Source organism: Streptomyces sp. MMS24-W38, from assembly GCF_059889265.1.
In genome coordinates this window covers 7,387,211-7,407,567 of the sequence record NZ_JCBCPP010000001.1, presented here as the reverse complement: position 1 = coordinate 7,407,567, position 20,357 = coordinate 7,387,211, and the positions used below count along the sequence as shown (strand labels likewise).

Genomic DNA, 20,357 nt, shown 5'->3' with positions numbered 1-20,357 from the left:
GCCGGCTCGGGCAGCCTCATGGGAATTCCGGACGATGGTCCCGATTTCCGCTTTCGGCTGCGGCGTTATCGTAACAGGAGCCTGTTCTGCCCATGCTCGCCGCGTTTTCGGCTTCCCCGGCCGGCTGCGGTATTCGCGTGGGGTGTACTCGGACCCGCGGTCCGGGTGCGCAATGCAGCCCTCCTTGAACAGCCCGCGGCCGGCGGCCGTCTTCAGCTCGTCGGCGACCGGGGCGGCGCGGTGGCGGCCGGCCGTCGCACAGCCGATCACCTCCCGGGCCGTCAGGTCGATGACGACCAGCGGGGTACCACCAGCGGGCACGGGCGGGCGGACAGGTGCTCTCCGGGACCGGCTCGGTGCCGGGACCGACGGAGGTGACGTCACGTCCGGCCGGGTCAGGCGCGTTCGCCGCCCGCGGCGGGCTGTGTTCACGGTGATGCGGACGGCTCGCCGGGCGCACCGGAACCCGGGGCGTCGTGTGCCGTTCGACAACGCGTCGCTGCAGCTCGCAGAGGATCTGGCGGTGCCGAAGGGCTCGCTGGGAGCGTGCCTTGGGTGATTGCCTCGCCGGTGTACCGGGTGCCCCGGAAGCTGCTGTCGGTTCCGGCGGTGCTGCCGCGCCGGCAGGCGGCCGAGAACGCCGGGCTCCCTGTCCTGCGGCACGCGAACGCGGTGCTGCGCAGACGGCTCGCGCGCCCGGTGCGCCACGCACCGGTGGACCGCTGGTGGTTCACCGGTGCTGTCCTTGCCGACACCCCGGCAGCGGTGGGCGGACATGTTCCCGGTGACACCGGGGACTTCACTCGCGTGGCACCGAAGGCCCGGGGCGCGCAGGGGGACTCCAGCAGGCGCCCGAGCAGGCCCGGCCGGGGCACCCCCCGGCCGGGGACCGGCGCAGGATCCACCGCGAGCTCGCGCGGCTCGGGCACCGGGCCGGCGCCTTTCCGGCAGGAAAGACCGTGACCGCGCCGGCGCAGGCCCCGCACCCCGCGGAGGCGGGCCCCCCGTGGCAAGAGTCCCTCACGGCGCAGGCCGACGGCGTCATCGCCTGCGATGTCCCGCTCATCGCCCTGGCGGGTCTTTGCCGGGTCTGCGGCCGGTCCTCCTCGAGCACGGCACACGCCGCCTGCACATCGCCGGCCTCCCCGCTCCCCCACCGCGCAGTGGACGGTGCAGCAGGCCCGCGGCCTCGCCGTCGAGCCGGGCGTGCGCCTTTGAGTTTTTGCGCTTGTCGGTCCGGGACCGGGACGGGGCGGTACGCCGGCTTTTTCGCGGCAGTCCTCGAGTCCCGAACCATCGAGGCCGTGGGGAGCGCGCCGCAATCCCCACGGAGGAACGCGCACGGTGAACGGGTCGTCAAGCCCCTGCGGCGCGAGGCCCGCGACCAGGTGCTGATCCGGCAGGAGACCCGGGCCCGGCGAGTGCTCGGGGAGTACGCCCGGCACCACCGCGGGCATCGCCCGCATCGGTGCCGCGGACAGCCGCCACCGCTCGCCGAACGGCAGCTGCCACCGGCCGGCGACCCGCGGCCACCACGCGGCTGTTGTGCAGCCGCGTTCCCGGCGGCCCGGTCAGCGCATACCGAGACATGGCCCGACCGGCGGAGACGAGTATCCGAACGGCACAGGACCAGTGACCGCTCGCAGGCGCGCCGGGCGGTCTCGCGCAGTCCTCTGGCCGCGGTGCCGGTGCGGCCGGCGGTGCGGAGCCGATCACTGGCGAAGCCGCGCAGGGTGGCCGTCTTCTTCGGGCCGTGGCCGGTGCGGCACCTGGAGGCGTCCTCGCACAGGGCGGTGTCCCGGCCGAGGCGGAGCCGGTTTTCGATCCCCCGGTGCGCCCTCACCGTGTTCGCGATCCGCTCGGGGGATGCCTGGCGGCTGGTCAGGCCGGTGCGGGCGCGGACCGTCTCGCGCCTGCGCCTGCCCACCGTGGCCGAGGCGCGGTACCGCACGGCCTGGGCGGCCCGGACAGCGTGGGGGAAGCCGGCGCGCGCAACCGGTGACGGCCAGGGCCCGCACCGCCCGCGTTCCAGTGGGCCGCGGCCGGCAAAACGGCCGCACAACTCTGCCGTCGCCTCGCCCCGGGGGCAGGGTCCGCGGCTGCTCGTAGAGGTCCTTCTGGTTCCGCTTCACCGTGAACACGCCGTGCGCCCCCTTCCCGCCGGCGAAAAGGCGGGCGTGGTCGCGCCGGGTGTGCAGGGCCTCGCCGGTCACGGTGATCCGGTGCGGGCCGCAGGGGTAAGGCGGGGCGGCGCAGCAGGTGATCTCGTCCGTCTTGCCCGGGACCCGCAGCCGGGTGACCACCGGCCCGGTGCCGGTCAGCGCGGCCGGCAGGCGTGCGGCGGGGCGGCGCCGCGGCACGAGCCGCAAGCACTCCTGCCGTCCGGCGCGCGGGTACCGGTCCCGGCCGGGCCGTATCCGAAAAGGCCGGCCAAGGCGCCGGCGCAGGCGTCCTTGACGACCCGGCAAAAAACCGCGCTGCCGGGCGCGATACACACCGGCCGGGGCCGCCGTGGTGCGGGCGCCGAGTCGGGCCAGGACGTCCCGCGGGGCCTTTGCCGCCCCTGCACCGACCGCCGTGAACGTCTTCGCTCCGGTGACGACAGCGGAGCACGCGATCAGCAGTACTGCCACGACCGGGTGACGCTTTTCGCGCCGGCGCCGCAAACCGGTCGCGCGGTGCCGATGAGCGGGCGACTCGACCAGGCAGACGGCACAAGACCGACGGCGCACCGAAGCGAAGCTCCGTTGCGCGAAGGGGACCGGGGAAGGCCGCCTCCGCAACGGAGCTTCGGTGCCTGCGGCCGCGTCCCCACCCGCCCTCGTCACACCGCCGTGACCTGCACACCTGCCTGACCGCTGCGACGTTGAAGCCGCCCTGAGCGCGCCGGCGCGGCGGGGCCGGACCGACAGGGCACCGTGGTCAAGATTCGTGACGGGGTGCCCGGCGGGTGCGTGAAAGCGGGTGTTCGGGGTGGGATGCTGCAGGGGACCCCGGCCCGATTCCAGCGGGCCGGGGTCTGTGTGCTGCGCCGGGGCGGCGGTCCGGTCAGCGTCCGCCGCGTCCGCCGAATCCTTCGTTCCCGCCGTGCTTGCCGAAGTGGTGGACGACCCGGAAGCTGCCCACCACTCCGTTCTTGACGAAGACGCCGCCCTTGACGTGTCCGGGGTGCACGCCGTCGCTGGAGCTGTGCGGTCCGACGGTGGCGATGGGGGCGCCGTTGTCGCAGGTGGCCCCGCGGAAGACCTCGACGGTCCGCCAGCTGTCGTTGCGGATGTTCAGGCTGCGGGAGCCCAGACCGCTCACGATGGTGACGCAGCCGCCCGGGGCGGCCGAGTAGGAACGCTCGTTGATGTGGATCCGGCCTTCGAACTCCCGGTCTTCGAAGCCCCGGCCTTCGAACTCCCGCTCTTCGTGGTCCTTTCCTTCGAAGCCTCGGCCTTCGTTCTCCTTGCCGGATTCGCCGCCCAGGGGGGCCGCGGCCGGGGCGGCCGCCTGCTGGACCGCGGGGGCGGCCTGCGCCGGCTCGTAGGCGGACGCCGAGGCATAGGTGATACCGGTGGCGGCCAGGGCCGCGGCGGCCGCGACGGCCGCGGTAACAACGGTGGGACGGGTCTTCATCACGCGTTTCTCCTGTCTCGGGAAATCGGCCGGCAGCCGACTCGTGATGAACGTACTGACCGATTCCCATATCTGTCATATCGAGAGATAAGGGGAAGTCAGCAGATTGACTCCAATCAGGTCATAGCGGAAGCCTTCATGGCGTGTCATGGCGTGCTGACGGAGAATCAGGTAGCCTTTCCTGTAGTGGATTTGATGCCCCGATACGCCGTCCGGGGGACTTTTCGCGTGTCTGCTCACCCGCGGCCGCGGCGTGTCGCTCGTTGACACATCGGGTGAAACCGTTCTTCCCGCGGTGCTGCCGGGCGGCGGGCGGGGCGCGCGGGCAGGCCGGTGACGTGCCGCCGTTCGCACCGGGGCGTTCCTGCAGAACGTCCCCGTGCAGGCGACGACCTGACGCCGGCCCCAGGTCCCCGGCACCGGGCACCCGCGGCCGGCCGGCGGGCCCACGCGAGCACCCCGGGGGCGCGTTCACCGCCCGCGGCGGGCTGTGTTCACGGTGATGCGGGCGGCTCGCCGGGCAAGCCGGAACCCGGCTCACCGGGCCGCAGGCCGGGTGTCACCGACCTCGCCTCCTGGACGAGGTGGCCCGGCCGCAGCGGGGCGGGCCCGCTCAGCGCCACGGCGGCCATGACGACGACGATGCCCTGGATGACCAACGAGCAGACGCCCAGGGGTTCCAGCCAGTTGCCGTAGTCGTCCTCGTCGGTGGGAACGGGCGTGGCACGGGTGACGATGCAGCCGATGGTGGTCAGCAACGCGGTGAGCCCTCCCACGACCCAGCCCAGCCGCGGTGCGCGGGTCAAAAGAAGAAGGGCGCCCGCAGCGGCACCGACCGCGGTGGCGGTGAAACCGCCGATGAGGAAGGGCACGTGTGCGCCGGTGACCTCGTAGGCGTGGATCCCGGCATCGGCCAGGAGAAGAACCCCGGCCACCACGCGCGCCCCGCCGTGCTCCGCACGGCCTCGCGGGGTGGAGGCGGGGCTGTCCAGCATGATCCATCCCGTGCTCGAGTCCTGGGCCGACAAGTCCCCGCGCGCCACCGCGCGCGCAGGCCAGGGACATGATGCCCCCGCCGCCGGCCCGGCACCGGACACCCAAGGCGGCGTGTCCGGTGCCGGGCCCCCTTCACGCCTGCCCGCTCACCCATCCGCCCCCCCCTTCGCCGTCCACGCACCGGCCGGCGCGCGGACGGCGCGGGCAGGCTGCCGGCGGCGGGCAGCATGCTGCCGCAGACCCGGGCGGGCACAGAAGCCGCCCGCCGGCCCCCGCGCCCAGGCCCGGAGCACCCGCCCCGGCCCGAGCCGGAACCGGCCCCGGACGCCGGCACCGGCGAGTGCCCTGCCGACGCCCGAAGCCTCACCGCGCCCCCGCCCCGACCGCCGATCCGGCCGGCACCACCACCGCGGCGACAGCACCGGCGCACACGCCCCCGGCCGACGACCGGGCGGCAGGGCCGCGCGAGGCCCACGCACACCACCGGCCGCCTGCCGTCACCTTTCGCCGGGATCCACCAGGCGAGTGACCACCGACCGCCCCCACCACCCACCGGCCCTCGCTGTGCCCGGAGAGGAACAAAGCCACCCGGCCACCCCGCCACCGGACGACAGCCCCCACCACCGCACCGAGACGACCATCCGCCCCGCCCTTCCGACACCAGGCCACCGGCGCCGCCGGCCGGCCCGCCACGGCCTGAGCACCGGCCCGAAACCCAACCCCCACCCCGACGCGCCGGCAAAGACCCACGCACCCCACCACACGACAGCGCCGCCGCACACCCCCGGCACGTTCGCCCCGACCGCGCATCCGCACCCGGGCCGCCTCTGCGCGGGGCCCGGGTGCGGCGGCGCAGGCCACGTTCACCGCCCGGTGCAGGATCCACCGGTGGCAGGAGAGGAGCCACAACGCCCGCTTTCCAAGACCGCCGAACTCCTCGTCGACGGACAGCCGGCTCAGACGCACGCCGCGCCTGCCGCAGACAAAGACCGGTTCCCCGCCGCTCTGTGTCACCGCGCGGCCGCCGGCCCCGGCCGGGCTGCCACGGCCTCGTCCACCATCACCGGCACCACCCCCTCGGCCACCCGCGCGACAGGCCGGCCACGGCCCGCCGCAGCAGCCCCCAAGAGGCGGCGGTGCCCGGTGAGAAATGCCCGGCAGCGGGCACACCCACGACTCCCCCTGGCCTGCACACCACCAGAAACCGTCAGCGGCGTCCGCCGCGGTCCGCGGCGGACCCCCCACCGGCGCGCCCGGCGCGCACTTCCAGCACCCCGCCCGGGCGGACCAGCACACCACCCGGGCGGACCAGCACACCCCCCGGTCGCTCACCTGTCGCAGGCAAGCCGGCTCACCCACTGGGACAGCGTGAGCGAGGTGGCCAGGGCCCCCCGGGCCCCACGGTGCCGGCGGCGCCGGTGCCGCGAGCCATGACGGCACCCGGCCGCCCCGGACAGGTACGCCGACTGCTGCCGGCCGACGTCGCACGCCAGGGCCTTGCGCAGCAAGGACAGGTGCGCGGCCACGGCCGCCAGGCAGTGATGCTCGTCCCGGCAGTCAGCGCAGGTCACCAGGTGGGCGCGGACCACGCTCGCCTCACCGGGGTCCAGGACGTTGAGCGCGTGTCCTTCGAGCAGGTCACCGATGGTGCGGCAATCCTGGGAGGCAGTGAACATGACAGGTCCCTTCGTGCAGGGGTGAGAATCACGCCGTCAACGGGGCCGGCAGACGGCCGGTGCACCGCTCCACAGCTCCGTTCCATGCCCTCACCATCGCCCAAAAACAGCCCCTCGCGCGTCGTCCCCGTGCAGCAATTCCCCGCTACCACGACCGCGGTATCCGGCAGGCCGGCCTACGACAGGGCCACCCCACCCCACGCGGCCACACCGGCCCTCACCCGGCCGCCGAGGAACCACCCGCCGCCGTCGCCGGGCTGACCACACCGCACTGGTAGGCGATGACCACCAGCTGGGCCCGGTCACGGGCGGCCAGCTTGGTCATGGCCCGGTTGACATGGGTCTTGGCCGTCAGCGGACTGACGAACAGACGCCCGGCGATCTCCTCGTTCGACAGTCCCAGCGCGACCAGCCCCAGCACATCGCGTTCCCGCCGCGTCAGGCACTCCAGCCGCTCGTGCACAGCCCCCGTGCACGGTTCCGGCTGCGCCAAAAACCGCCTGATCAGCCCCCGGGTCGCCGCAGGAGACAACAACGCGTCCCCCGCCGCGACCGTGCGGACGGCCTCCAGCAGCTCCTCGGGCCGGGCACCCTTGCCGAGAAAGCCGCTCGCCCCCGCCCGCAGAGCCTCCGCGACGTACTCGTCGTCCTCGAAAGTGGTCAGGATCAAAACCTTCACCGCCGAGAAGTCCTCGGCCCCGCCGATCAGCCGCGTGGCGACCAGACCGTCCATCTCCGGCATCCGGATGTCCATCAGGACCACATCCGGCTGCCGCGCCCTCGCCAGCTCCACCGCCTCGCGGCCGTTGGACGCCTCCCCCACCACCTCCATGTCCTCGGCCGAATCGAACAGCATCCGAAAGGTGCCCCGCAGCAGAGCCTGGTCATCGGCGAGCAGCACACGCACCGTCACACCCATCCCTCCTCGGCCTCCCGCCCGACCGGCGCCACCACGGCCGCACCCGGCCGCAACGGCAGCTCAGCAGTCACGGTGAAACCCCCGCCGGAGCGCGCCGCAGCCTCCAGCCTCCCCCCGACACTGGCCGCACGCTCACGCATCCCGATCAGCCCGTGACCAATCCCGGGACGCAACCCCGGCAACCGGGCACGCCCGTCGTCCTCCACCGTGATCGTCAGCCACCGGAGCCGGTAGTGCAAAAAGAGACGGGCACGATCGACCCCGGCATGCTTGCGCACATTCGTCAGGGCCTCCTGCACGATGCGGTACGCGGCCAGGTCCACCGCCGGCGCCAGCGGCACGACCACCCCCTGCCGCACCTGCCGGACCACCAGACCGACCCGCCCGAAAGACGCCAAAAGCTCCGGCACCTGCGCCAGACCCGGCATCGGATCCCGCGGCGCCTTCGGATCATCGGACTGCCGCAGAAGCCCCACCGTCACCCGCAGTTCCTCCAACGCAGACCGACTGGCCTCCCGGATCCCCTCCAACGCGGTCACCAACTGCTCCGGCCGCCGCTCCACCAGATGAACAGCAACACCCGCCTGCGCATTGATCAAAGCAATATGATGCGCCACCACATCATGCAACTCACGCGCGATCCGGATCCGCTCGGCCGCCACCCGCTGCCGCGCCTCCTGCTCCCGGGTCCGCTCCGCGTACTCCGCCCGCTCCTCCACCGCCGCCACATACGCACGACGCGAACGCACCCCGTCCCCCACCGCAGCCGGCAGAGCCGTCCAGGCCAGCGTCGCCACATTGTCCCCGAACCACGAACCGGAACCGAACACCACAGCCGCCCCCACCAGCAAAGCAGCCGAAGCCGACGCCGCCATCCAGGTCGTCCGCCGATCGGTGCGCACCGCCACGGTATAAACCGACACAATCACCGGACTCGTCACCAACGGACTCTCCCGCACCCCGAGCACCTGGAAAACCACCCCACAGACCAACGCGGTCACCAGGACACCGAACGGGTGACGCCGACGCCACACCAACGCACCACAGCAGACCGCCGCCACCACCACAGCAGACGGACGAACCAAAATCCGGTGCTCCTGCGGAACCACCGAGGCCGCCGCGACCGACAGCACGAACAGCACCACCGGCCCCAGCACATCCAGCACACCGACCCGGGCACCCGCCCCCCGCCGCCCACCACCGACCACCACCATCCCCCCACCGTAGGGCCGACACCCCAACACCACCCACCCACCACCACCAGCCACACCCCCGTCTCACCTGACGTCCGTCCTGCTTTTGGCCACTCTTTGGTGCGGCAGACGACGTGCGGCGAGGGGTCGGGGTTGCAGCGGGTGGACGCGAGATGGCTCACAGAGGACATCTGGCCGGGCGACTGTGGGGAGAGGCTGCGTGCCTGCCCACCCGGCATTTGGATGCATTCTGCAACTGAACGCATACCGCCCGTATAGGTGCCAAGTGCACCTATCGTCGCTTCTCCGGACCGCCCGACAGCGCCGCCGCGCGGATCCCGTCCCTGTCCCCGTCGAAAGGTAGGCGAGCGACGTTTTGTCGACTGCCCCAGTCGCCGCTCCCACAGCCGGCACTTCCACAGCCGCCATGTCCAAGTCCTCTCCCATGCCGCAGGAGACCGGAACCGCACAGGCGCCAACCGTCACCGACCCCACGCTCGTCCGGCGTGCCGTGAAGGCTGCCGCCCTGGGCAACGCGATGGAATGGTTCGACTTCGGTGTCTACAGCTACCTCGCGGTCACGTTGGGCAAGGTCTTCTTCCCCTCGGGCAACCCCACCGCCCAGCTGCTCGCCACGTTCGGTGCCTTCGCCGCGGCCTTCCTGATCCGCCCGCTGGGTGGCATGGTCTTCGGTCCGCTCGGTGACCGCGTGGGGCGGCAGAAGGTCCTCGCCTTCACCATGATCATGATGGCGGTGGGCACCTTCGCGATCGGCCTGATCCCCTCCTACGCCACGATCGGCGTCGGCGCCCCGATCCTGCTGCTGGCGGCGCGTCTGGTGCAGGGCTTCTCCACCGGCGGCGAGTACGCCGGCGCCTCGACCTTCATCGCCGAGTACGCACCGGACCGACGCCGGGGCTTCCTGGGCAGCTGGCTGGAGTTCGGCACGCTGGCCGGGTACATCGGCGGTGCCGGCCTGGTCACGCTGATGACCGCGCTGCTCTCCTCCGAGGACCTGCTCTCCTGGGGCTGGCGCCTGCCGTTCCTCATCGCGGGCCCGATGGGCATCATCGGCCTCTACCTGCGCATGCGCCTGGAGGAGACCCCGGCGTTCGCGGCCGAGGTCGAGAAGGCGGAGACCGACCGCCCGAAGGTGCCGCTGCGCGAGATGGTCACCGGCCAGTGGCGGGCGCTGCTGCTGTGCGTGGGCCTGGTGCTGGTCTTCAACGTCACCGACTACATGCTGCTGTCGTACATGCCGACCTACCTCACCGGTGAACTCGGTTACGACGCGACGCACGGTCTGCTCGTCGTGCTCGGCGTGATGGTGCTGATGATGATCGTCCAGCCCTTCGCCGGTGCGCTGACCGACCGGATCGGCCGCCGCCCGGTGATCGCAGCCGGCTGTGCGGGTTTCCTGCTGCTGTCCATACCGGCCCTGCTGCTGATCCGCGAGGGCAGCCTGCTCGCGGTGGCGGTCGGGATGGGCGCCCTGGGGCTGCTGCTGGTCTGCTTCACCGCCACGATGCCCGCCGCCCTCCCGGCGCTGTTCCCGACGCGGGTGCGCTACGGCTCCCTGTCCATCGGCTTCAACGTCTCGGTGTCGGTGTTCGGCGGGACCACCCCGCTGGTGGTCACGGCGCTGATCGGCGCGACCGGCAATGTGATGATGCCCGCCTACTACATGATGGCGGCGGCCGTGATCGGCGGGTTCGCAGTGTGGCGCATGGCCGAGTCGGCGGGGCGCCCGCTGCCGGGTTCGCCGCCTTCCCTGGAGGCCGGGGAGCAGCAGTCCCCACAGGCCTCGGCGCGTTGAGGAGCGCCCTGAGCGGGGAGCCGAGTGGTCCTGTTGTGGTCAGCGGTACTGGTCCACCAGGAAAACGGGTCAACCAGTACCGCTGACGAAAGGCAGGGGCGCAAGAGCGAGTCCCAGCTCTGGCGCACGGTGGACGACTACTTCGTCGCCCGTCTGCTGCCCGATGCCCTGGGCGACGATGTGCTGGCGGCCGCCCTGCGGGACAGCGAGGCCGCCGGCCTTCCGTCCATCACCGTGTCCCCCGCCCAGGACAAGCTGCTCCGGCTCCTCGCCCAGGTGCAAGGCACTCGCCACATCCTTGAGATCGGCACGCTCGGCGGCTACAGCACCACCTGGCTGGGCCGCTCCCCCCCGGCCGACGGGGCGGCTGGTCTCCCCTCGAGGACGACCCCAAACACGCCGAGATCGCCGTTCGCAACCTCGCCCGCGGGCCTCGGCCAGCAGGTCGAGGTGCGGGCTGGCCCGGGTGGGCCAGCCCGCACCGGCTGGTCCTGGACAAGCTCGGGTCCCGCGGCGAGCTGGACTGGTCTCGGTGCGCGATCGACTAGGTGAACATGCGAGCCCTGAAAAGGGGGCCCGGACCGGCCCGGCTCCTGTCGACCGGGGCAAGTACGGCTCGCGTTCCGCTCGGTCGGCGCCCCGTTCCGCGGTCGGCCTCGCATCCGCCGGTAACGCGCGCCGGCCCGCCCAGCACTCCACCGTCACGCGTTTCATTCGACGTCACTCGCTTCGCGGGTTCGAGACCTCACCGCAGCGCAGGCCGATGGTGCGGGGGCAAGTGGGCACTTCGATCGAAGCAACCGCCTCGGTGACGACAAGCGTGCCTTCATGCCAGCTATTGCGCTTCGGCTCAGCATCGCTGTGGTCGGGTTGCCGGATCACCATCACGAGCACCGGCGATGTTCCGGTGCGGCCTCTACAGGTCGAACTCCAGGTGCTCGATGTCCGTGAAGCGGACCTCCTCCAGCCGGCCGGCGCGGCGCCCGCCGTCCTGGAAGTAGACCTCCTTGAGGGCTTCGGCGGCGATCTCCTTGAGCTGCTGGTCGCCGACGCCGGCCTGCTGGGCATCGAAGAGGCGGGCGGCGTACTGCGGCGGCAGGGCCACGGTCAGGTGCCGGATGCGGTCCTGGTCCGTCGACCCGATCGGCGCGGTGTAACCGAGCCGGGCGCGGGTGTCGATGACGATGCCTCCGGTGGTCGCCGCCTTCTCGCGGGCCTTCGCACGGATCTGCGGCTGCCACCGCTTCTTGACCTCGCGCTCCATCCGGGCGGCGAGAGCGGCACGGGGCTTTTTGATCTGGTCCTTCACGTACCGCTCCACGGTGCGCTGGGAGATCCGCAGCATCTGGGCGACCGGCTTGGTGCCCTTGAGCTGCTTGACCAGGTACCGCATCTGCGCGCCCGCGCTCTTGGGTGCCGGGCGGGTGAAGGTTTTCTGTACCGCGGCGTCCAGGCCGTCCCCGAACATGCTCATCGCCTGCTACTCCCCGTGGTCCTGGCCGGTGACGGTGCCGTCCTTGATGTACCGGGCGAGGTTGAGCTCCGGGGCCGTGAACTGCTCCCGCACGCCCTCGCCCCACAGCACGCTCTGGGTGCCCTCGTGCTTCACCAGGCCGGGGTTCACCCCGAGCTTGAAGCCGCCCGGCAACGGCTTGCCCTCCCGGTAGGGCAGGAAGTCCAGCGGGGTCGTGCCATCCGCCGCGTACACGACGCAGTCGGACAGGATCGCGACCGGGTAGTCGCCGGTGAACGCCCCATGCTTGACGATCTTGCGGTGCAGGTTGATGCGCGTGCGGGAGATGACCGCCGCGCGGATGTCCGGCCGCCACGTCGGGCGGGACAGCGCGCGCCACGGCTCGCCGGGCCGCCAGCCCTCCCCGCGCGGGCGTTCGCGCAGCTTGCCCAGGCCGCCCTTCACCGTCGCCTTGATCGCCGAGACGACGATCGCCAGCTGAGGGTCGCGCTCCTTGTAGCCGTCCATGGCCGCCAGGAAGTCGGCCGGCGGCAGGTCCGCATCCACGCCGAGGTCGGCCATGGTGGCGAGGTAGGCGTCACGCAGCCGGTTGTACCAGCCGTCCAGGTAGCGGCCGTTCTCGTAGCGCACCCAGGCCTCGATCGGGCGCACTTCGTAGCCCAGCTCCACTGCGTAGGCGACAGTGGGTGTCGCGTACCAGGCCGGGCCCTCGGGACGCGTGCCCGTCGGCGTGAACGGGCTGGGCAGCAGAGAGGCGTCCAGCTCCGCCCACCTGCCCTTGCCGACCTTCACGCGGGACAGGTCGACGTGGGACAGGTCCACCAGCCACGAGCCGGGCAGCTTCGGATCGAACACCGGCGCCTTGACCTGCGTGGGTGCACCGAGGCCGACGACCAGGCCGTTGGCGCCGGCGGCGAAGGCCATGTTCACGTCGATGCCGACCAGGTTGCGGCGCATGCATTCGGCGTCGGTCATCGGGCGTGCCCAGTCGTACGCCTCCTCGAACAACTTCTCCGCCGGGCCGCGGACGTGGAAGCGCGGCAGGTTCGCCAGGAGCGGGTGCCCGTCCGGGGCCTCGCACGGTGCACAGTCCACCGGGTCCTTGCCCAGGCTGCCGGGGTTGTGCTCGGAGTGCCTCTTGCCGTCGGTGTCGGGCTCGGAGGCCCGGGTCGGCGGGTGCAGCGCGGTCATCAGCTCCAGGCCGGTGACGGCGGTGGAGCCGCGCGGCGTCATCACCCGGGACGCATAAACGCCCAGCACCCGGGCGAGGTCCGCCGGCGGCAGCTGGGCGGCCCCGCCCCAGTGGCGGGAGTCGAGCGCGTGCCAGGACGGGATGCACAACTGGACGCAGGCCCGTTCCGAACCGGTGGCGGGGCGGTAGATCCGCGCCCACGGGCCGAACCCACGCTTGGTCAGCTTCCAGTCGGCGCGGACCAGTTGCTTGATGACCTTGTGGCCCTCGGGGATCCGCCCGGCGAGCCGCTCCTCATCGGTGAGGGTGACCGGCAGGCCGTAGCGCTCCAGCGCGGCCTCGGTGAGCACGAGCAGCGGGTCGGCGTTTTTGCCCGGCCCGGACAGCTTCGGCTGCCCGAGCTTCGCCTCCGTGAGCGTCCAGTCGACCAGGGACGGGAGGGACTTGGCGGGCACGTCCAGGACCAGGCCGCCAACGCAGTACGCCAGTGCCTGACCGTCTTCGACGTCGACAACGGCGAGCGGCCCGTTCTCGAAGCGCGCGTCGGTGCCGCCCGCGGGAGCGCCGGCCGGGGCCGCCTGCTTCGCACCCGGACGCCGCGACATCGACGTCGGCCTGGCGGTGCGCGCCGGTCGCGGCGCGGCCTGCGGAGCTGTGGCGGCGGAAGTGGGGGTGGTCCGGGTGTTCTCGTGTGCGGTCATGGCCGCAGCCTCGGACGCCTTGTCTGCGGGCAGGATCTCCGCGTCGGCCAAGGCGGGCGAGCCGGTGAACGTGGTCGGCACCACCGGGGCCGTCATCTCCGCCACCGGTGCAGCGGGGTAAAGCTCCGCGAGCTGCTTGAGCAGCCGCGCGTACGCCTCACGCTCCGGCGGGCGGGGCTCGGTCTTGCCGGACTCCCAGGCGCTCACCGTGGCACGGCGCACCTTCAGCGCGGCGGCCACCTCGTCCAGTGTCAAGCCGTGCGCGGTACGCAGTCGCTTGCGCTCCTCCGCCGACGGCAGCGGAGAGCGGGAAGCGACCAGCGCGTCGACCGCGTCGAACAACTCGGACATGGAACACCTCCTGACCGACACCCTATCCCGTGAACCGCACGAATCACGCACCTTCTCCGTACGAATTGCGTACGAAATGCGGTCGAACGGTGAATGGGCGTTTCAAGTGGTGCGTCCTGGGCTGACCTCTCGCAGCGAGGACAAGCGTTGCCACCGAGGGTTGAGTGATCGTTTAGCCTCGATGTTTCGTGACGGGTCGTCGGTTGTCCGGCGGCCCGTTTCTGCTTGTCGGGTCGCTCGTGGCCATGGTGAGGGCCCGGCTGTCGCGTCGGGTGGGCGCCGGTTCCACGGTTCCGGCAGGTTGATCAGGTCGTCGGGACGGGTGAGTCGGCGGGTCAGCCGGGGTTCGGCAGGATGTCGAGCCGGCGAATCGCGCCTGTGATCATGTCCGTCCAGGGCCAGCTGTCGTTGAAGCGGAGCCAGTGGCGGCGGCCGGTTGTGACGAGCCGGGCGGCGGCGGAGAACAGTCTGAGGCGAAGTTTCTTGGGTTCCCAGCGGCGGGCCTCACCTCGCAGGGCGAGCATCGGCATCCAGGCCAGCAGGGCGAGTGCGAGTGAGATGATCTTCAGCCAGAGCTGGTTCTGGCTGGTGTCGTGCAGGGGCAGGTTGCGCAGGCCGGTGTCACGGGCATTGCGGATGCGGTCCTCGGCCCGTGCCCGGCGGCGGTGCCGCAGTTCAGGTTCGGCGATCGGGACGTTTCTGGTGTTGGTGGCGAAGCAGGTGATCCTGTTGCCGTCGACGTCGGTGATCCGCAACTGGGCTCCGGGGTGCGGCCGTTCCTTGCGGACGATCAGCCGCAGACCGGTCGGCCAGCCGGTCAGCGGACGCCCGCCGATCTCCGCGACCCAGGCGCCGTCACGTATCTGGCCGTCGCCGTCGACGGCCGGCGTCCACGCGGAGGCGGGAATCCTCAGCACGGCCTGGTGGATATCGGCGGTGATGGTCATCCCGACCGAGTAGGACAGCCACCGCCCCCGCTTGGTCAGCCAGTTGACGAACTCGTGGGTGCCGCCGCCGGAATCGGTACGGATCAGTGTCCGGCGCCCCCGCCGCAGTGGCTTCGGCAGCTGTGCCAGGGCGATCCGGGCTGCCTCGATGTGATCGCTTGCGGTGTTGGAGCCCGCGTTCCCGGGTCGCAGCAGCGCGGCCACCGGCTCCCCGGATCCGCCCGGGCCGTGGTCGACGAACGCCATCAACGGGTGGTGCCCGGAGGACTTCTTCCAGGTCGGCGCCGCGTCCTGTTTCTCCGAGTGCGCGATGACGAGCACGCCGTCGATGTCCACGACCACGTGTCCGTCGGCGTCCGGGCGGTTCTCCGCGGCCAGTGCCCAGACACGCTCACGCACTCGCGAACGGACGGACCGGATCGCGGTCAGAGCCTTCGGCCCGGATGCGGCAAGCGTGGTGATCAGACGGGAGACTGTCGGGTCGGAGGCCACCGGCCCGAACACATCCGGCTCGGCCCGCAGCATGGCGACATCGGACAGGCAGTCCCCGCCCATGGCGGCCGCCAGCGCGACATCCAGCAGGACCTTGCCCGGGTCGTGCACCGCCCGGTCCTTGCGCCACGGCGCCAGCGCCGCCGACATCGCCATATCCAGACCGGACTTGCGGACCGTCTCGGCCAGCAGCACCGCACCGGCCTGGGACACTACCCCGCGACCGCCACCCTCGACGCGGACGGATGGGTACGACCCGATACGCTTCTTCACCTGAGGAGTGCAGCTTTCATGACGACGACCAGGACCCTAGACAAGTCCCATCGTCCCAGGTCAGCGACACTCCTCACTCATTTGATCAAGCCTCGGACAGGTTACCTCGTGCAAGCGCGAGGCTAATAGTTGTGGGTGAGGGCGGGCCGGTCATTGACGAGGAGTGCCAGGTGCTTGACGATGCGTGCCACGTGGGGCCCGGTCGGCTTGGTGCTGCCGGCGGTAGTCCTGGGGGCCGAGTCCGTAGGCGGCGCGGAAGGCGCGGGAGAAGTGCGCGGGGTCCGCGAAGCCCCAGCGCGCTGCGAGGGCGTGGATCGGCTGGTTACTCAGGAGGGGGTCGGCCAGGTCGCGGCGGCAGCGTTCCAGCCGGCGGGCGCGGATCCATCCGGCGACGGTGGTGTCCTGGGCTTGGAAGAGCCGGTGCAGGGAGATGTGGTGGGCCGCGGCGACCGCGCCCGGGGACAGGTCCGGATCGCCCAGGTGCTGCTGGATGAAGGCGTGGATCTTCATCAGCAGGGCCCGGTGGCGGATCTGGGGCGGCATCGACGCGGTGGCGTCGAGGTGGTGGGCGAGGAACGCGGTGAACAGGTCGAGGGTGCAGGTGGCCAGGCGGGCGCCGTCCGCCGCGGTGCAGGCGGTGGCGCCGGCGGTCAGCTGGGTGAGGTAGCCGGACAGCACAGCGCCCATCCCCTCGCGTCCGGGCAACCGCACGGCGGTGAGCCGGTCGACCTTGTTCGCCGGGAGCGGCAGCAGCGCCCGGGGGACTCGCACCATCACCCCCTTCACCGTGTCCTGGTCAGCGGATGCCCAGCCCTGCCAGGGGCGTGAGGTGTCGAAGAACATCACCTCCCCGGGGCCGCTGGTGGTGTCCCGGCCGCCTTGGAGGATCCGGTGGCTACCGCGCAGGTTCAGCATCAACTGGTAGGACTCGGGATCGGAGCTCCGGATCAGCTTCGTCGTCCGGCGGGTCTCCAGCGACGGGTAGGCCAGCGCGGACACCTCCACCGGGCCCAGGTCCAGCACGCGCGCGCTCGCCCGGAAGTCCGCCTCGTGATCGCTGCGGACCACGCTGGGTATCAACGTGCTGGCCGTCATGTCGTGCCAGGAGCCGAACCGCTCGGCCACCGGCAGATCCTTCGTCCTGAACTCCGTCACCAGCACCATTCATCCCCCAGTACGTTGCCGCATCCAAGACGGTCTTGTCAGCGGTGAACTCAACCCGAACGACCATGCTCTGCCCCTGGATCTGACGCTGTCACGTTGTTGAGTGCCTGACCGCGCGTCGGGTGTGGTGGAGCCGGGTTCCGGCTTTCATGCTCACGCCGCGGCGGGCAGGCCGGTGACCTGATCCCGGATCGCAAAGCACGTGGTCATCTCGGCGCGGTAGCCGAACGTTCAGTCACAGCCGGACGCCAGCGCCAGCCCCGCCCTGGCCGGCTACAGGTCGAATGCGAGGCGTTCGACGTCGGTGAACTGCACCGCCAGGCCGTGGGCGCGGCGGCCATCGTCGCGGAAGTAGACCTCGCCGAGCGCCTGGGCGGCGAGGTCGCGCAGCTGCTGTTCGCCGGCGCCGGCGTCCTGGGCGTCGAAGACACGGACCGCGTGCTGCGGGGGCAGGGCGAGGGTGAAGTGGCGGAGGCGGGCGTCGTCGGTGGTGCCGGGCGCGGCGGTGAAGCCGAACCGGGCGCGGGTGTCGACGACCAGGCCGGTACTGGTGGCGGCCCGGCGCCGGGCACGCTCGCGGACGCGGGGCTGCCAGCGGGCGCGGACCGCGTCCTCCAGACGCCGCGCGGGGCCGGCGGATCCGGTCCTTCACGTACCGCTCCACGGTGCGCTGCGAGACGCCGAGCACGTCGGCCACCGCGCGGGTGCCCTTGAGCTGCCTGACCAGGTACCGTACCTGCGCACCGGCCGACTTCGGTAGGGGGCGGGTGAACGCCCGCTACACGGCCCGCTCGAGGCCGTCTCCCACGATGCCCATGCGGGCTCTTCATTCATGATCGGCTGTGTGGGTCGCTGTGCGGCGTTCCCAGCCGGGCCGGGGGGAGAGTTTGCCCGGCGGCGGGCGGAACGGGCCGCACAGCGGCGTCCAGGGCTCTCAGGGGGCGGTGTAGGGTCTCGTCGCCTATGACATGTCGTTCTTCTGTGACCTGCTGGTTCTCTGTTGTCTCACGCGATGTCACCCAAGATCAGTCTCAGATCGATGCCATTTCCTCGGCGGAACGATGAGTCTGCGGCTGAGCCACCAAGCACGAGGACTACATGCGAGCTCAGATCGCGCACCGATGAGTTTCCCGCGCCGCGCCGGTCTGTACGCGTGAGACCGACTCACGGAAGGCTGGCGCCATGCGGAAACTGATCTACGGCATGAACCTGACCCTGGACGGCTACATCGCCGCGCCCGGCGACGACATCGGCTGGAGCGTGCCGAGCGACGAGCTGTTCCAGTTCTGGTCCGACCAGTTGCAGGCGACCGACCTGTCGCTGTACGGGTGCAAGCTGTGGCAGACGATGAGCTCCTACTGGCCGACCGCCGACCAGCAGCCCAACGCCACCCCGGCGGAGATCGAGTTCGCGCGCCGCTGGCGGGACATGTCGAAGGTGGTGTTCTCGTCGACGATCGACAAGGTCGACTGGAACACCCGCCTGGTCACCGGCGACGCGGTCGCCGAGATCACCCGGCTCAAGGCCGAGGACGGCGGCCCGATGGACATCGGCGGCGCGACGCTCGCCGGGGCGGCCATGCGGGCCGGGCTGATTGACGAGTACGTGCTGGCCACCGCGCCGGTCCTGGTGGGCGGCGGCACGCCGTTCTTCACCGCGCTGGACAGCTGGGTGAACCTGAACCTGGTGGAGACGCGGACGCTTCCCTGCGGCGTGATCCTGACCAGGTACGAGACGAGGCGCTGAGCGCCCGTCACGCGACTCGGCCGCCTGCCGGGTCCACGCGAACGTGAACGCCACCACTGGGGTGGACAGCCGGCAGTGCGGCTTCACATCCACCGCTACCGGACCCTGCTCAGTGGTCAAGATGTAATCCGGGATGTGCCGCCGCATCTTGCCCTCCAGCACTGTCTTCAGCAGGAAAGGCTGGGCCACGATGCCGCGTACGGACGGATCGAAGTCGGCAAAGAGCAACCGCGACAGTTCCAAGCGCGACTCGTAGATCACGTGGTCGCGCATCGTCGCTGACCAGTAGATATCCGAGTAGTGCTTCTGGCCCTTGTACCAACGGAACGTCCGCCACGGACAAGCCGACTGCAGAAGGTCGACAGGTGCCGTGCCCCAGTCCCGGTCCTCCACAAGAGCACCACGCTGCTGACGGTTACTCACCGTCGCCGTGACACTGTCCATCGCGTACCCCCGACCCACGGGCAACGACCCGTACAGCCAAGGGTGTCAGCCAGACACTGACGGGCGGAGCGGGCCGGAACCCCGCCACCCGAAGGGGTGAGAACCCCGACCAGCGAGTCTCACGAAGACGGCATAAGTGCCGCCAATGTGCCATCGGAGATGAGACTGTGCCACGAAATTTGAGGCCCTACAGGAAGGGTTCTTCGGCGGCGGACATGTCGCGCAGGCGGCTGTAGTGGAACTGGCGGGCCACCGTGACCGTACCCGTGGCCCCGTTGCGGTGCTTGGCCACGATCAGGTCGGTCCCCCGAAAAGCTCGGACTCGCATCTACGGGCCGTGGCCGGCCGAACTCGGACTCGCGGAGGCGATCGAGCGGGACATCCTCGCCGGATTCGAGACGAGCAGCGCTACAGGGTTTTGAGGCCGAGCAGGCCCGGCCGAACGACGCCTCGCCGGGGCCTGCTGGACTGTCAGCGGATGCAGGACTGACGCGCCGCCTCGTGCAGTCGGTCACGCGCGGCCCTCAGCACGCCCTGCGACCACTCCGCACGGGTAACTCCCCCGGGCAGTCGCGTCAACTCGGCGTGGCCGACGCCCAGCCCGCGGGCGATCGCCTCCACCGCAAGACCCTGCATGAGATCGTCGTTGTACTCACCGCGGCCCTCCTCGGCGAGCTTCAGCAGGGCGCGGAGGATGTCGGCGTCGAACCCGTCGTGCAGGATCGCCCCCGCCCCCGAGACCGCGGCCATGAACGCATCATCGCTTGTATCCCACTCGGGGGAGCCCAGCAACTCGAGGATCTGCTCCCGGTACTTCATCCCCACTCTCCAGTGCGCCGTGAGCACCTGCACGGCGAGCGCCGAGACCTCGGGATCCTCGGGACAGATCAGATACGTGGCGATCAGCGGCTCGTATGCCGGGCCGCCCGCACGGGCCACCGCGTACAGCCGCCGGTAGAGGTCCCGGCCGGCCCGGCCCTCGGTGACGGCTTGGGCGATCTGCCTCACCTCCTGCGGCGGGATGGTGCCGTCCTTCGCCCGCGCGATCAGCTGCCGCAGGTACTGGTCATGCGCCACTGTCATGCTCCACTCATCGCCTGGGGACGAACTGCTCGGAGAAGTCCAGCATCCTGCTGACCCGCCCCAGGTCGGCGACGAGAAGGTCCCGCTCGGCACCACTCGGCCTGGGATGCCCCGGCTTCCTGTTGATGCTCCCGATAATTGCGATCTCTCACCGCCGTGTCAGTACGCCACCTGCGCGTAGACCGCCCGGCGACCGTACCGACACCCCTGATCTCTCCTCTCCTGACAGGGGCAACACCCGCGGCAAGCCCGCCCCTGGGCGGCATCGG

The 20,357-nt window shown here is 71.2% G+C and carries 14 protein-coding genes and 4 pseudogenes; 4 read left to right on the top strand and 14 right to left on the bottom strand.

The window, feature by feature from the left end; translation table 11 throughout:
• Nucleotides 1-3,048 precede the first annotated feature (3,048 nt).
• The 5 genes from AC6F7H_RS32775 to AC6F7H_RS32755 all read right to left on the bottom strand — a co-directional run bounded on the left by AC6F7H_RS32775 (nt 3,049) and on the right by AC6F7H_RS32755 (nt 8,426).
• A complete protein-coding gene (locus AC6F7H_RS32775; RefSeq protein WP_500761560.1) occupies nt 3,049-3,621 on the bottom strand; it encodes a hypothetical protein in 573 nt (190 codons plus the stop codon).
• A gap of 494 nt (nt 3,622-4,115) precedes the next feature.
• Complete coding sequence (locus AC6F7H_RS32770; protein ID WP_500761558.1) at nt 4,116-4,616, bottom strand: hypothetical protein; 501 nt, start codon at nt 4,614-4,616, stop codon at nt 4,116-4,118.
• Between the two features lie 1,329 nt (nt 4,617-5,945).
• Nucleotides 5,946-6,293, bottom strand: coding sequence for a zf-HC2 domain-containing protein (locus AC6F7H_RS32765; RefSeq protein ID WP_500761556.1), 348 nt, complete (start codon nt 6,291-6,293; stop codon nt 5,946-5,948).
• Between the two features lie 217 nt (nt 6,294-6,510).
• Nucleotides 6,511-7,206 (bottom strand): response regulator transcription factor, encoded by a 696-nt coding sequence (locus tag AC6F7H_RS32760; protein ID WP_500761554.1) that lies wholly within the window; start codon nt 7,204-7,206, stop codon nt 6,511-6,513.
• The gene (locus AC6F7H_RS32755; protein ID WP_500761552.1) at nt 7,203-8,426 is read right to left on the bottom strand and encodes a sensor histidine kinase; all 1,224 of its coding nucleotides are present in this window, start codon (nt 8,424-8,426) and stop codon (nt 7,203-7,205) included. Before AC6F7H_RS32755 ends, AC6F7H_RS32760 begins: the two co-directional genes overlap by 4 nt.
• Nucleotides 8,427-8,781: 355 nt before the next feature.
• On the opposite strand from AC6F7H_RS32755, the gene proP reads away from it, so the two are divergent.
• From proP to AC6F7H_RS32740, 3 genes and pseudogenes are all read left to right on the top strand, one after another.
• A complete protein-coding gene (gene proP, locus AC6F7H_RS32750; protein WP_500761550.1) occupies nt 8,782-10,221 on the top strand; it encodes a glycine betaine/L-proline transporter ProP in 1,440 nt (479 codons plus the stop codon).
• A 24-nt stretch (nt 10,222-10,245) separates the two neighbouring features.
• A pseudogene (locus tag AC6F7H_RS32745) lies at nt 10,246-10,671 on the top strand (hypothetical protein); the annotation flags it as partial.
• Between the two features lie 17 nt (nt 10,672-10,688).
• A pseudogene (locus AC6F7H_RS32740) lies at nt 10,689-10,888 on the top strand (IS5/IS1182 family transposase); the annotation flags it as partial.
• A gap of 53 nt (nt 10,889-10,941) precedes the next feature.
• On the opposite strand, the gene AC6F7H_RS32735 reads toward AC6F7H_RS32740, so the two are convergent.
• From AC6F7H_RS32735 to tpg (AC6F7H_RS32710), 6 genes and pseudogenes are all read right to left on the bottom strand, one after another.
• Entirely contained in the window at nt 10,942-11,115 is a 174-nt protein-coding gene (locus AC6F7H_RS32735) for a hypothetical protein (protein ID WP_500761548.1), read from the bottom strand.
• Between the two features lie 22 nt (nt 11,116-11,137).
• Nucleotides 11,138-11,695 (bottom strand): telomere-protecting terminal protein Tpg, encoded by a 558-nt coding sequence (tpg, locus tag AC6F7H_RS32730; protein ID WP_500761547.1) that lies wholly within the window; start codon nt 11,693-11,695, stop codon nt 11,138-11,140.
• A gap of 6 nt (nt 11,696-11,701) precedes the next feature.
• Complete coding sequence (tap, locus tag AC6F7H_RS32725; protein WP_500761545.1) at nt 11,702-13,939, bottom strand: telomere-associated protein Tap; 2,238 nt, start codon at nt 13,937-13,939, stop codon at nt 11,702-11,704.
• A 335-nt stretch (nt 13,940-14,274) separates the two neighbouring features.
• Nucleotides 14,275-15,651 (bottom strand): IS1380 family transposase, encoded by a 1,377-nt coding sequence (locus AC6F7H_RS32720; protein WP_500761543.1) that lies wholly within the window; start codon nt 15,649-15,651, stop codon nt 14,275-14,277.
• Nucleotides 15,652-15,801: 150 nt separating this feature from the next.
• A complete protein-coding gene (locus AC6F7H_RS32715) occupies nt 15,802-16,806 on the bottom strand; it encodes an AraC-like ligand-binding domain-containing protein (RefSeq protein ID WP_500761541.1) in 1,005 nt (334 codons plus the stop codon).
• 282 nt (nt 16,807-17,088) lie between these two features.
• Nucleotides 17,089-17,632, bottom strand: a pseudogene (gene tpg / locus AC6F7H_RS32710) (telomere-protecting terminal protein Tpg).
• Nucleotides 17,633-17,997: 365 nt separating this feature from the next.
• Here tpg (AC6F7H_RS32710) and AC6F7H_RS32705 point away from each other — a divergent pair.
• Nucleotides 17,998-18,561: a dihydrofolate reductase family protein gene (locus tag AC6F7H_RS32705; RefSeq protein ID WP_189317091.1), complete on the top strand. Its 564-nt coding sequence runs from the start codon at nt 17,998-18,000 to the stop codon at nt 18,559-18,561.
• Nucleotides 18,562-18,585: 24 nt separating this feature from the next.
• Here AC6F7H_RS32705 and AC6F7H_RS32700 read toward each other — a convergent pair.
• The 3 genes and pseudogenes from AC6F7H_RS32700 to AC6F7H_RS32690 form a co-directional block, all read right to left on the bottom strand.
• Nucleotides 18,586-19,005: pseudogene (locus AC6F7H_RS32700) on the bottom strand (TnsA-like heteromeric transposase endonuclease subunit); the annotation flags it as partial.
• A gap of 187 nt (nt 19,006-19,192) precedes the next feature.
• Entirely contained in the window at nt 19,193-19,333 is a 141-nt protein-coding gene (locus tag AC6F7H_RS32695; RefSeq protein WP_500762212.1) for a hypothetical protein, read from the bottom strand.
• Between the two features lie 143 nt (nt 19,334-19,476).
• Nucleotides 19,477-20,088 carry a hypothetical protein gene (locus AC6F7H_RS32690; protein WP_500761539.1) on the bottom strand — a complete coding sequence of 204 codons (612 nt, stop codon included), beginning with the start codon at nt 20,086-20,088 and terminating at the stop codon, nt 19,477-19,479.
• Nucleotides 20,089-20,357 lie beyond the last annotated feature (269 nt).

Excerpts from the sequence above, each read along its gene's own strand:
- AC6F7H_RS32775 (WP_500761560.1), bottom strand. The coding sequence starts at position 3,621 with ATGAAGACCCGTCCCACCGTTGTTACCGCGGCCGTCGCGGCCGCCGCG.
- AC6F7H_RS32770 (WP_500761558.1), bottom strand. The coding sequence starts at position 4,616 with ATGCTGGACAGCCCCGCCTCCACCCCGCGAGGCCGTGCGGAGCACGGC.
- AC6F7H_RS32765 (WP_500761556.1), bottom strand. The coding sequence starts at position 6,293 with ATGTTCACTGCCTCCCAGGATTGCCGCACCATCGGTGACCTGCTCGAA.
- AC6F7H_RS32755 (WP_500761552.1), bottom strand. The coding sequence starts at position 8,426 with ATGGTGGTGGTCGGTGGTGGGCGGCGGGGGGCGGGTGCCCGGGTCGGT.
- tpg (WP_500761547.1), bottom strand. The coding sequence starts at position 11,695 with ATGAGCATGTTCGGGGACGGCCTGGACGCCGCGGTACAGAAAACCTTC.
- tap (WP_500761545.1), bottom strand. The coding sequence starts at position 13,939 with ATGTCCGAGTTGTTCGACGCGGTCGACGCGCTGGTCGCTTCCCGCTCT.
- AC6F7H_RS32705 (WP_189317091.1), top strand. The coding sequence starts at position 17,998 with ATGCGGAAACTGATCTACGGCATGAACCTGACCCTGGACGGCTACATC.
- AC6F7H_RS32695 (WP_500762212.1), bottom strand. The coding sequence starts at position 19,333 with ATGCGAGTCCGAGCTTTTCGGGGGACCGACCTGATCGTGGCCAAGCAC.
- AC6F7H_RS32690 (WP_500761539.1), bottom strand. The coding sequence starts at position 20,088 with ATGACAGTGGCGCATGACCAGTACCTGCGGCAGCTGATCGCGCGGGCG.